Origin of the sequence: Microbacterium sp. RURRCA19A, from assembly GCF_900156455.1 — a bacterium.
Taxonomy (GTDB): Bacteria; Actinomycetota; Actinomycetes; order Actinomycetales; family Microbacteriaceae; genus Microbacterium.
In genome coordinates this window covers 386594-398595 of record NZ_FTNQ01000002.1, presented here as the reverse complement: position 1 = coordinate 398595, position 12002 = coordinate 386594, and the positions used below count along the sequence as shown (strand labels likewise).

Sequence of the window (12002 nt, the reverse complement as noted above, 5' to 3'; positions counted from 1 at the left end):
GTCACGGGCGGTCGAGGTGACGTGTCATCGCGACGAACGGCAGGGGCGCGGCGAGAAGAACAATCAGGACCAGCACCGCCATCCATGACCCGTCCACCGTCACCTCGTTCGATCCCGTCGAGTCGACGAACCCTCTGAACGTGGCCACAAAAGGAACGTCGATCGTGATGCCGTTCACGAACGCGGCAACCGCGAGTAACGACGCTCCGATGAAGATGACGCCGATCGCGATGACCAACGAGCACAGGGCTACGAAGACGCGACCGGTGTCCCGGGAAGGGGCTATCGCACGCATCGGGCCGTGAACCCGTTCCGGGTGGAGAGCTCGGGGTACATGTTGCGTGCACGGCGAGTCGCGATGCGCATGTCTAGACGCCGTTTGGGTTGGATCTTCACCTGGATGCCCTCCATCTTCATCACGTGAGGCACCATAACATGCATACATGTTATTGCTCTACGCTCACCCTAACTCCCTGACCTGTCGCTGCCAGACCTGTACGAATCCGACTTCCGGGGCAAGAAACCCCCACGAGCGGTGAACGGCGGAAACGCATGAGCGAGATCAGATGTTCAAGTTTCAGATCGGGGCTCATGGAAAGTCCACGGGCTGCGTCTTGGCCACCCCAAAGGCCGTCTGGGATAGCCGGCAGAGATTTCTCGGGAAACTCGAGCTGATTCCTCTCGACGACGGCACATGGCGACTACTGGGTGCGCCATTCGATGAACGACCGCCCGCGTGGATCTATGTCTGTGATTTGGCGACACACACCGGCCTCAGTCCAACCCGGTGCAGCTGACCAAAGTGATCGGAACTTCTGCCGCCGTGCTTTCGAACTTTGCACTCGATGTAGCCCCGGAGGTCGGGCTCGAGGGCCGGCGGGAGCGTTGAGAACCTTCTAGATACGATCAAGGCACGACTCATGCGATTCGACCCCGACATCGTTTGAGATGACGTCGAGGAGGACCATTGGTTGGCGAGACCCCACCCCGCTCAGCCCTGCTGGACCTTGCGCACCCGAGCGCTGAACTTCTCGGCGCGGGCGCAGGATCTCCGGTTCCGCCCGCACAGAGGGTCTACTTCTATTCGCCAAGCGATTGGGAAGAGTTCATTCTCGAGTGGACCACGGCACTCTCGGACGCCTACGTTCAGGTAAAACGCATCGGTGGCGGGGGGGGGATCAGGGGATCGACGTCGCAGGCCTGCTGACGGACCGCGGGTTCGAGGGAGAGTGGGACTGCTACCAAGCTAAGCACTACGCCGACCCGCTCACACCGTCGACGGCCATCCCGGAGATCATCAAGGTGTTCGGGCACGTTGTCCGCGGCGACTACACGATGCCACGGCGATATTCGTTCGTGGCGCCCAAGGGGTGCGGCCCGACCCTCAATCGGTTACTGAGCCACCCGTCCGAACTGAAAGAGAAGGTGCTCGCCACCCTCGATGATGGGTCGCCAGCGACTCGAGAGTTGACCGCCGAGGACGTGGCCGCGATCCGGGCGGCGGCTGAGCAAACGGACTTCAAGATGTTCCTCGGAGTTCAGTTGATCGAACTGATCGACGGACACGCGCGCACCAATTACCACGCTTTCCGTTTCGGCACCTCGCTGCCCGCCCGTGGCGCTCCCGACCAACCACCGGTCGACCTTGAGCCCCACGAAACGCGCTACATCGCCCAGTTGCTCGAGGTCTATTCCGAGTCCGAAGCTGAAAGCACGTTGTCCGCCCAGAGCATCGCGAGCGACGCAGTTCATGGACCACACTTCCGACGCCAACGCCAAGCCTTCTACAGCGCAGAGGCCCTACGCGTGTATGCACGAGACTCGGTCCCGCCCGGTACCTTCGAGTCGCTTCTAGACGATGTCCATGCCGGAGTCGTAGAGATAGCGGAGGTTTCACATGCCTCTGGGCGTGATCGACTGACGGCCGTCCTGACACACTCGACTCAACTGCAGCTCGACTCCCACCGCTTGGTGTCGGTAACCGGACTGGAAGATCGCAAGGGACTTTGCCATCAATTGGCGAACGACGACCGACTCACGTGGGTGAGTAAGAAATGACCTCTCACCTGAACGGTCAACTCGAGGTCGGGCTGCGAGTCAGTGTGCTTCTCGCATCCGTGTTCCCGCGCGGGCTGGACATCGGAAGGCTTGTGCTCCTGGATCACGCACTCCTGCATAGCGGAGACCTCGGCGGCCCTCCCAGTATCCACCCAGCGCTCCCACTGAGAAGCGGGGAGCTCGGGATGAAACGCACTGTAATTTCTGCTGGAGCTGAACTCGCTTGCCGCGTGGGACTCGCCGAAGTAGTCGCCGACAGCGCGGGCATCGCACTCGTTGCGTCTGAGCGTGCACCCGGTTTCATCGATCTGCTCACCTCCCCGTACATCCTCAAGCTGACGGATCGAGCTTCCTGGGTATCCAAGTCGCTCGGTCAATTGAGCGATCAGAACATACGCCAGCAGATGAGCGAGGTCTTCGGCCACCGGGCCGAAGAGTTCCAGTTAAATGACGACCACGGACCCGGAATCTAGTAGATGATCACGATCACGCACATCACGATGACTGGGCAGAACGTCCCGGATGCGACCGTCCATTTCGGGCCGAATCTCACGCTCGTCCGCGGACCCTCAGATACCGGGAAGTCCTTCATCGTTGACGCGATCGACTTCGCGCTTGGCGGGTCATCCTTGAAGGACGTTCCGGAACGCGAGGGCTACGACAGAGTTCAGCTAGGCGTCCGTGCCGGGTCCGGCGAGGTGTTCACACTCGTTCGAGCGACCAGCGGCGGTCGGATCGGCGTGTACGAAGAACTTCTCTCGGAGAGGACAGTTGCACCCCCCGACTTCACGCTGGCATCGAAACATAGTGCGACGTCGGAAGACAACCTCTCGCGTTTTCTGCTTGGTGAGATAGGCCTCGACGATAGGCGCATCCGCAAGAATGCCCGAAACGAAACCGACTCGCTTAGCTTCCGGAACCTCGCGCACCTGACGGTCGTAGATGAGACCCAGATGCAGTCCGAGATATCTCCTGTGCTGACGGGCAGCTACACAACAGGAACAAAGGAAGTTTCTGCTTTCAAGTTGATGCTGTCAGGAGAGGACGACTCCGCGTTGCAGCCGATCTTGTCTACGACTGAAAGGACGCGGACGCGCGCAGCAAAGGCAGAGGTCATCGAGTCGCTCATTGCCTCCCTGGAGTTGAGGCTTGACACGACAGCTGATCGGCCCGAACTCCTCGACCAACTCGCGCGACTGAACACCTCAATAGATACGCACTCCGGCGCGCTAAGCGCTGTAGTCCACAAGCAGTCCGAAGCCGCGCAGAAAGTGTCGGAGGCCCAGGGTTCGCAGATCTCGCTGCGAAGGCGTTTCGTGGAAGTGAATGCTCTGCGATCACGTCTAGCGCTCCTTGAAACTCAGTACGCATCGGATCTCGCGCGACTCGAGATGATCTCTGAAGCAGGCGACCTACTTGGCTTCTTCGGAACAGGTGTGTGCACGTACTGCGGTTCGCCGCTCAGCGGGGAACATGCCCGAGAGCAACACTCGGAAGGAGCCGACGCTGCAGAATCCATCTCGGCTGAGATCGAGAAAACGAGGTCGCTCAGGGTCGATTTGTCAGCCACTCTCAATGATCTCGATACCGAGATCGAGACCATTCGGGAAGAGCATGCGGCGGGCAAGGCCGCGCTTGGCAAACTCGAATCGGAACTCGCAGGCGTCGACGAGGAGCTTCAACCCAGCAAGACCACGCTCCAGGAGTTGACGAAGGCCAAGGCGACTGTCGAGAAGGGACTAGCGCTTTACGAACAACTCGAGGAACTGCGTCAGGCGCTGACAGCTGTGATGGCTGACAACGCCAAGGAGGTAGCAATCGCAGCTGGCTCGATCAGCTATACGCTCCTCGACGCGTTCTCGCGCGAGATGTCCGACTTGCTTGAAAAGTGGGGATTCCCCGACAGCGCGAGCGTGCGATACGACCGCGCTGATCAAGATGTGATCGCCGGTGGACAGGCCCGGGCTGCGCACGGCAAGGGCGTACGCGCAATTCTTCACGCCGCTTTCACGGTGGCGCTAGGGCAGTACTGCGTCAACAATGGGCTCCCTCATCCAGGCTTCGTGGTTATCGACTCCCCGCTGGTTACATACCGACCACCGGACGAGCTCGACCCCACTTCAGAGCAGGCTGACTCGATGCCGTCCGACCTGGCATCGCGCTTCTATGATTCTCTCCAGAGCTCCGTCGGTGTGCAGGTCATCGTCATGGAGAACACGGACCCTCCGGAAGGGGTCCCTGTTGGGGCGACCGATGTGGTGTTCACCAAGTCTGTGTTCGGGCGTTACGGATACTTCCCCCTAAGCAGCCCTCCGAAAGCTCTCACCTCCGGGCCGAGCTAGGTGGGGCGATCCCGACCGGGGGCTCGTCTCATGCGGCGCAGACTCGGCAACCACCGATGACTACCACGTCCGAAAGTACCGCGCATCTTTTAGACTGGTGTGTAAGCTCAGCGCATGAGTAACGCCGCGCTTCCCAAATTCGAGTTGCTCAACTTCGGTGAGCTAGACGCCGCACTTGAAGCCCTGGAAATGCCGGATCTGCTTCTGCAGGGATATTACGACTACAACCAAGCCGTGCAGCACGTCTTGGACGGGCGGACCTGGCTCATTCTCGGACCGAAAGGTTCCGGAAAGTCTGCTGTACTTGAACATTTGCGGCTTCGCTGGGCCGGGCATTGGAACCGTTTCTACACTGGTTGGAACCTTGCCGGGTTCCCAGTGAACGACATGACCAACATCCCTATGGGGCAGTCTCCCGGAGGTTCTCGCAACCAAGCTGCGTGGGAGTTCGTGCTCCTTCTCAGGCTCGTCGAATCCCTCGCAGCGGACGAAGGAATAAAGGTAGATGCCAAGTTTTACGCGATCGTGAAGAATCTGCGAGCGCGCGGCTTGCTTGCATCCGATTGGTCGGCTTCAGTCGCAGTTTGGTCGAGTTCCACGTTCAAATTGGACCTAAAGATCTTCGCTACCGAAACACGAGTTGACACGTCCACCATCACTCCACTTGAAGCAAACACCTATCTCAAGAGAATGATTGGGTGGTGCTCAACGGACAGCAAGCATGTGGTCGCGCTGGACGGGTTGGACTCGTTTTTCTTCGAGCAGAAGGACGAATGGACATCCCTCGCCGGCCTCATGCAGGCGGGCTTGAGCCTGAACCGCTTCTTGAAGGAGCTCGGGCTCCCAGCCTCGATCGTCATCGCCGCAAGATCAGACGTTTTCGACGTGCTTCCTGGCCCCGAGATAAATCGGCTCAAGTCCCATGCGGTTTACCTTGACTGGCACGCCAACGGAATCGGATCCAAGAACCACCTTTGGAAGCTGTTGACCCACAAAGCGCAGGTTGGAGCACCAGCGGTCACGAGCATCGTCGGACAGTACCTGTCGAAGAGCGTTGCGGTCGGTCCACACATGGAGCTTCCCGAGTATCTGCTTGATCATACGCGGCTCCTCCCCCGCGACGCGGTCGCTCTGATGAGGCATCTGTAGAAAGCCTACAGGGGAAACGGAAAGATCCCCGAAGAGAATGCAAAGGCGGCAGTGCGGTCGTACTCCGAGGAGTACTTTGTCGGAGAGATTTTCGACAATCTCGCTGGCGTCTTGGACGAGAACAGGGCGAGACATTTGGGGGCATTCAAAGACGCGCTGCGCACCTCTCCCAGTCGATTCTTTACTTTCGAGTACGTCTGCGCCGAGGTGAAGGGCGAACTCGATGAGACCGAGGTCAAGCAACTCCTCAAGCAGATGTTCGAGATCGGCGGCATTGGCATCCGCAACGGGTCATACACAGATTTCGTTTACCGGCGCGTCGGCGGGGCCGGCTTCACCACACGCCACGGATTCATGCTCCACGACGCCCTCACCCGCGCGTGGAACCGGCCCTGGAAGTAGATCTGCGTTCGCGAATTACACTGCGGATAGCTGGGGGCCGGTCCCGGGCCGGGACTCGTTTCAGACCATCGAGAATCAGCCATCACGAATGAGCAGGACGTCCGCGGAATCACGCGGCAAGCTAAGGCCAACTGGCACCCACGAACCCAGCGCGTACAACTGAGAATCGTGAGGTCATCGACCCCCTCCCGCCTACACTCCCACCCCAAACGCCGCCGCCTCCTCCGCCGTCAGCATCCGCGACCGGATCAGGAACCGCATCCCCGTCGGCCCTTCGACCGAGAACCCCGCGCCGCGGCCCGGCACGACGTCGATCGTGAGGTGCGTGAACTTCCAGTACTCGAACTGCGACTCCGACATGTAGACCTCGATCGGGTCGTCGAGACCGACGTCGATGTCACCGAGGTGCACGTCGCTGGGGCCGGTGAGGAACATCCCCACCGGGTAACACATGGGAGAGCTGCCGTCGCAGCAACCGCCCGACTGGTGGAACATCAGCGGGCCGTGCTTCGCCGTCAGGTCGCGCAGCAGCGCGGCCGCGGCATCCGTCACATCCACGCGTGAGAGGTCTGGCATCCGTTCTTCTCCTTCGAATCCGGAAACGGGTGTGACCCCCGGGACGAACCCGGGGGTCACCGAGCGCCGGCGACCCGCCGCCCCGACGCTCCGTCCACAAGCGCGTCGGCTCAGAAGAAGCCCATCGCGCCTTCGGCGTACGAGACGAGCAGGTTCTTCGTCTGCTGGTAGTGGTCGAGCATCTTGAGGTGGTTCTCGCGGCCGATGCCCGACTGCTTGTACCCGCCGAACGCGGCGTGCGCCGGGTACTGGTGGTACGTGTTGGTCCAGACGCGACCGGCCTCGATGGCGCGGCCGGCGCGGTAGGCGGTGTCGCCGCTGCGGCTCCACACACCGGCGCCGAGGCCGTAGAGGGTGTCGTTCGCGATCGAAATCGCGTCGTCGAAGTTGTCAAACGACGTGACCGAGAGCACCGGTCCGAAGATCTCCTCCTGGAAGATCCGCATGTCGTTCGTGCCCTCGAACACCGTCGGTGCGACGTAGTAGCCGCCCGACAGCTCGCCGCCGAGGTCGACCCGCTCGCCACCGGTGAGCAGCTTCGCGCCGCCGGCCTTGCCGATCTCGATGTACGACAGGATCTTCTCGAGCTGGTCGTTCGAGGCCTGCGCGCCGATCATCGTCTCGGGGTCGAGCGGGTTGCCCTGCTTCACCTTGCCGACGCGTGCGAGGCCGTCACCGAGGAACTGGTCGTAGATCGACCGCTGGATCAGCGCCCGCGACGGGCACGTGCAGACTTCACCCTGGTTCAGCGCGAAGAGCGTGAAGCCCTCGAGCGCCTTGTCGTAGTAGGCGTCGTCGGTCGCGCGGGCCACGTCCTCGAAGAAGAGGTTCGGGCTCTTGCCCCCGAGCTCGAGCGTCACCGGGATGAGGTTCTGCGACGCGTACTGCATGATCAGGCGGCCCGTCGTGGTCTCACCCGTGAAGGCGACCTTGCGCACACGCTTGTGCTGCGCGAGCGGCGCCCCCGCCTCGATGCCGAAGCCGTTGACGATGTTCACGACACCGTCCGGCAGCAGGTCGCCGATGATGTCGAACAGGAACAGCAGCGATGCCGGGGTCTGCTCGGCCGGCTTGATCACGACGCAGTTGCCCGCGGCGAGCGCCGGAGCGAGCTTCCACGCGGCCATGAGGATCGGGAAGTTCCACGGGATGATCTGCGCCACCACACCGAGCGGCTCGTTGAAGTGGTACGCGACGGTGTTCTCGTCGAGCTGGCTGAGCGACCCCTCCTGGGCCCGCAGCACACCCGCGAAGTAGCGGAAGTGGTCGACGGTCAGCGGAATGTCGGCGGCGAGCGTCTCGCGCACCGGCTTGCCGTTCTCCCACGTCTCGGCCACGGCGATCATCTCGAGGTTCTGCTCGATGCGGTCGGCGATCTTGTTCAGGATGACGCTGCGCTCGGCGGGCGTGGTCTTCTTCCACGACGCGAATGCCTTCCAGGCGGCATCCACTGCCCGGTCGATGTCGGCGGCGTCTCCGCGGGCGATCTCGCAGAAGGGCTTGCCGGTGACGGGGGTGATGTCTTCGAAGTACTCGCCGCTGTGCGGCTCGACCCACTCCCCGCCGATGTAGTGCCCGTACCGCTCGCGATACTGGGCGACGGCCCCGCGCGAACCGGGGGCGGCGTAGACGCTGGAAACGCCTTCTTCGACGATGGTCATGCGTGTCTCCTTCGACGGTCATGAGACGCCGCGACGGCTTCGGGCGGCGATGCGCCGACGGTACGCCGGGCAACGTTGCATCCGGTTGCACGGGTGCGGGACGAGACCGCACCCGATCGGCGAAACCGCATCGAATCGACGACCAGCGGATGCGGTCTCGGCGAACGGACGCGGTCTCGGCGTCCCACGCCCCTATGCCGGACCGCGGATGCCGCGCACCACCCGTGCGGGAGAGCCCACCGCGATCGTGCCCACCGGAACGTCCTTCGTGACCACCGAACCTGCACCGACCACCGCGTCGTCGCCGATCGTCACGCCCGGTAGGACCGTGACGTTCGCTCCCAGCCACACGTTGCGTCCGAGGACCACCGGCGCCGGCAGCAGATCCGCGCGGCGGGCGGGGTGGATGCCGTGCTGCAGCGTCGCAATCACGACGTTGTGGCCGATCAGGCAATCGTCGCCGATCGTGATGCCGCCCTGGTCTTGGAAGCGGCATCCGGAGTTGATGAACACCCGCTTGCCGAGCCGGATGTTCCGACCGAAGTCGCTGGTGAAGGGCGGGAAGAGCGTGACGGACTCGTCGACCTCGCGCCCCGTCAGCCGCGCGAGGAGGGCACGGACGTCGTCGGGCTCGCGGTACGCGGAGTTCAGCTCGGCGGCGATCCGCAGGGCCTCCTGACTCGCGCGGTGCATGACGTCGTGCAGGGGAGACCCGCCGGCGATGGTGTCCCCGCGGTCGAGGGCTTCGAGGAGATCGGTGACGGTCATGATCGACCGGCCTCGCTGAGCGACCAACTCGCGAGCATCTGCAGACGCTCGGCCGACGGCGATCCCGGCTCGGCGGTGTAGACGAGCAGCGCCATGCCGTCGTCGGCGGTCACGGCGAGTTCTTCGTACGCGAGCGTGAGCTCGCCCACCACCGGATGATGGAACCGCTTGGTCCCCGTCCCGTGGGTGCGCACATCGTGCGCCGACCACAGGCGGGCGAAGGTCTCGCTGCGGGTCGTGAGTTCGCCGACGAGGTCCTGCATCGTGCGGTCGTGCGGATCGCGCCCCGCCTCGACCCGCATGATCCCGACGCACATCTGCGCGAACAGGTCCCAATCCGGGTAGAAGTCGCGCGCCGCCGGGTCGAGGAATTGGAACCGCGCCAGATTCGGCACCCGCCCACTCGTGCCGATGACCGGGGAGTAGAACGCCGCCCCGAGCGCGTTCGTCGCGACGAGGTTTTGGTGGCGGTCGCGGACGAACGCGGGCCCGCCGGTGATGGCATCCAAGGTGCTCTGCAGACCCGGACGCGCCGTCACCGTCGCGCTCGAACGTCGCCGCGGTCGCCCGGAGGTCGGGATGCCATCGGCCGCCCGAGCGAGGTCGAGGAGATGCATCCGCTCGGTCTCGTCCAGCAGCAGGGCGCGAGACAGCGACTCGAGCACCGCGGCGGAGGCTCCCGCGATGTGCCCGCGCTCGAGCTTCGCGTAGTACTCGACGCTCACGTCGGCGAGCATCGCGACCTCCGCGCGCCGCAGACCGGGCACGCGCCGATGGGTGCCCGCCGCCAGCCCGACCTGCTCGGGGGCGACGCGCGCACGGCGGGTCGTGAGGAACTCGCGTACCTCCGCCTTGTTGTCCATGCCATCCACGGTAGAGCCGCCGCTCGGAGGAAGGGATGCCCTGGTGGTACACCCTCCGTCAGGGCCTCCCGCGGAGGCTGTCGACGGAGTGTGCTGGGCGTACCGCCCCCGACGAACGGAGCACACCATGCGCATCCTCCCCACCCCGCCCACCGTGAAGAACCCGCCCGAATGGTTCACCGGCGACGTCTGGCTCGACCCGGTCGTGTCGCCGCAGCACGACGGTCAGCGGCTCCACGCCGGTCTCGTGCGCTTCGCCCCCGGCGCGCGCACGGCATGGCATTCGCATCCTCTCGGCCAGACTCTGCGCGTCATCGAAGGCACCGCGCGGGTGCAGGCGCGCGGTGGCGCCATCGTCGAGGTGCAGGCCGGTCAGACGGTTTCGTGCCCGCCCGGCGAGGAGCACTGGCACGGTGCCGCACCCGACAGCTTCATGACCCACCTCGCCCTGTGGGAGACCCCCGAGGGCAGCGAGAGCGCGACATGGGGTTCGCACGTCACCGACGACGAGTACAACGCCCCGATCACCGAGGGGAACGACCGATGAGAGCCACGCTGATGTACGGCGCGGGCGACGTCCGCGTCAAAGAGGTCGCCGACCCCACCATCGAGGAACCCACGGATGCCGTGATCCGGGTGACGCACGCGTGCGTATGCGGCTCAGACCTGCATCCGTACCACTCCCTCGAACACACCCCCGAGGGACGCCGAATGGGCCACGAGGCCATCGGCGTCATCGAGGGGATCGGCGCCTCCGTGCAGACCCTCGCGGTGGGCGACACGGTCATCGTTCCGTTCGCCTGGTCGGACAACACGTGCGTCTTCTGCCGCGACGGCCTCACGACGTCGTGCGTGCACGGCGGCTTCTTCGACGGCGCCGCATCGGCGACCCAGGCCGAGCGTCTCCGCGTCCCGCAGGCCGACGGCACCGCGGTCGTCGTCCCGGCCGGCACCGACGAGGCGCTCATGCCTTCGCTCCTGACTCTTTCGGACGTATACCTGACCGGACACCACGCCGCCCACACCGGCGGCGTCGCTCCGGGCAAGACCGTCGTGGTGATCGGCGACGGCGCGGTCGGCCTGTCCGCGGTCCTCGCCTCACGCCAGCTGGGCGCCGAGACCATCATCCTCATGGGGCGCCACGAGGCTCGGACGAACCTGGGCCGCGACTTCGGCGCCACGCACGTGGTCGCCGAGCGCGGCGACGACGGTGTGGCCCGCGTGCGCGCCCTCACCGGCGGCGAGGGCGCGCACGTCGTACTCGAAGCCGTCGGACACATGCCCGCCTACGAGCAGGCGTACCGGATCGTCCGCCCCGGCGGAACGATCTCGCGCGTCGGCGTACCGCAGTACGAGGACGCTCCCGTCGGCTTCGCGTCGCTGTTCGGCAAGAACGCCACCCTCACCGGAGGGCCCGCAACCATCCGGGCCTACATCGAGGCGGCGCTGCCGCAGGTGCTCGACGGCAGCATCGACCCCGATCGCGTCTTCGACCGCGAACTGCCCCTGTCGGACATCGCCGAGGCCTACCGTCTCATGGACTCCCGCGAGGCGCTGAAGGTGCTGATCCGCCCCTGACCACCCTTCACGAACGAACGGATGCCGCGACCCCGAGGCCGCGGCATCCGTCCGGTTCAGCGCCTACGCGTCGGCGTCGACGAGCACCGACCGCAGCGGCGGGACGTTCACCTCGTGCAGGTCGACGTCGTCGAGACGCTCGATGCTCACCACGCGCGGAGCGATCGCGCGGTCGTCGGACACGATCCAGCTGCCCACGAGGAGGAAGCGGTCGTTGCCGGCGGTGATGGGCCCCGTCACCGCGAACGTCGCAGCGGTCGGGGTGACGAACGTGACGCGCACGGGCGTGCCGTGGGGGAGTGTCGAGGGGTCGACGACGTCGGCCGACAGCGCCGGTTCCGGCGCCGCGATGCCGAGATCGATGCGCTGGATCTCAGCGCTCGTGGCGAGGATCACGTCGCCGACGAGCGGCTGCCCGCCCACGCCGATGCGCACGGCGCCCTCGATCGCGTACAGACCGTAGCGGGGCGACCGCACCAGGACCCGGGCGATGTCGCCCGCCTTCACCTCGGCGACGGCCTCGCGGATGCGCCCCACATCGCGACGGGCGCGAGCTGCCGAGAAGATGTCGAGCGTCGATTCGTCCATGGATTCAGCGTAACCAG

At 64.5% G+C, this 12002-nt stretch carries 13 protein-coding genes; 7 read left to right on the top strand and 6 right to left on the bottom strand.

Features of this window, described 5'->3' with window-relative positions; all coding sequences use genetic code 11:
- Position 1 precedes the first annotated feature (1 nt).
- Positions 2–238: a hypothetical protein gene (locus BW982_RS09800; protein ID WP_139327395.1), complete on the bottom strand. Its 237-nt coding sequence runs from the start codon at positions 236–238 to the stop codon at positions 2–4.
- Between the two features lie 878 nt (positions 239–1116).
- On the opposite strand from BW982_RS09800, the gene BW982_RS09795 reads away from it, so the two are divergent.
- The 5 genes from BW982_RS09795 (at position 1117) to BW982_RS09775 (ending at position 5951) form a co-directional block, all read left to right on the top strand.
- On the top strand, positions 1117–2058 hold the full coding sequence (locus tag BW982_RS09795; protein WP_076492760.1) for an ABC-three component system protein: 942 nt from the start codon (positions 1117–1119) through the stop codon (positions 2056–2058).
- Positions 2055–2531, top strand: a complete 477-nt coding sequence (locus BW982_RS18655; protein ID WP_076492758.1) for an ABC-three component system middle component 2 — start codon at positions 2055–2057, stop codon at positions 2529–2531. The genes BW982_RS09795 and BW982_RS18655 overlap by 4 nt, the downstream gene beginning before the upstream one ends.
- A 3-nt stretch (positions 2532–2534) precedes the next feature.
- A complete protein-coding gene (locus tag BW982_RS09785; protein ID WP_076492756.1) occupies positions 2535–4400 on the top strand; it encodes an AAA family ATPase in 1866 nt (621 codons plus the stop codon).
- Positions 4401–4514: 114 nt separating this feature from the next.
- Positions 4515–5549 carry a P-loop ATPase, Sll1717 family gene (locus BW982_RS17755; protein WP_139327393.1) on the top strand — a complete coding sequence of 345 codons (1035 nt, stop codon included), beginning with the start codon at positions 4515–4517 and terminating at the stop codon, positions 5547–5549.
- A 51-nt stretch (positions 5550–5600) separates the two neighbouring features.
- Positions 5601–5951 (top strand): hypothetical protein, encoded by a 351-nt coding sequence (locus tag BW982_RS09775; RefSeq protein WP_076492752.1) that lies wholly within the window; start codon positions 5601–5603, stop codon positions 5949–5951.
- 192 nt (positions 5952–6143) lie between these two features.
- Here the strand turns inward: BW982_RS09775 and BW982_RS09770 are convergent, their stop codons facing one another.
- The 4 genes from BW982_RS09770 to BW982_RS09755 form a co-directional block, all read right to left on the bottom strand.
- On the bottom strand, positions 6144–6527 hold the full coding sequence (locus tag BW982_RS09770; RefSeq protein ID WP_076492750.1) for a DUF779 domain-containing protein: 384 nt from the start codon (positions 6525–6527) through the stop codon (positions 6144–6146).
- Positions 6528–6637: 110 nt separating this feature from the next.
- Positions 6638–8188 carry an acetaldehyde dehydrogenase ExaC gene (locus BW982_RS09765; protein ID WP_076492748.1) on the bottom strand — a complete coding sequence of 517 codons (1551 nt, stop codon included), beginning with the start codon at positions 8186–8188 and terminating at the stop codon, positions 6638–6640.
- A gap of 192 nt (positions 8189–8380) precedes the next feature.
- Positions 8381–8956, bottom strand: a complete 576-nt coding sequence (locus tag BW982_RS09760; RefSeq protein ID WP_076492746.1) for a sugar O-acetyltransferase — start codon at positions 8954–8956, stop codon at positions 8381–8383.
- Positions 8953–9819: a helix-turn-helix domain-containing protein gene (locus tag BW982_RS09755; RefSeq protein WP_076492744.1), complete on the bottom strand. Its 867-nt coding sequence runs from the start codon at positions 9817–9819 to the stop codon at positions 8953–8955. Before BW982_RS09755 ends, BW982_RS09760 begins: the two co-directional genes overlap by 4 nt.
- 127 nt (positions 9820–9946) lie before the next feature.
- On the opposite strand from BW982_RS09755, the gene BW982_RS09750 reads away from it, so the two are divergent.
- Both BW982_RS09750 and BW982_RS09745 read left to right on the top strand, forming a co-directional pair.
- A complete protein-coding gene (locus BW982_RS09750; protein WP_076492742.1) occupies positions 9947–10366 on the top strand; it encodes a (R)-mandelonitrile lyase in 420 nt (139 codons plus the stop codon).
- Complete coding sequence (locus BW982_RS09745; RefSeq protein WP_175611079.1) at positions 10363–11397, top strand: zinc-binding dehydrogenase; 1035 nt, start codon at positions 10363–10365, stop codon at positions 11395–11397. Before BW982_RS09750 ends, BW982_RS09745 begins: the two co-directional genes overlap by 4 nt.
- A gap of 63 nt (positions 11398–11460) precedes the next feature.
- On the opposite strand, the gene BW982_RS09740 is transcribed toward BW982_RS09745, so the two are convergent.
- On the bottom strand, positions 11461–11985 hold the full coding sequence (locus BW982_RS09740) for a hypothetical protein (RefSeq protein ID WP_076492739.1): 525 nt from the start codon (positions 11983–11985) through the stop codon (positions 11461–11463).
- Positions 11986–12002: the final 17 nt, after the last annotated feature.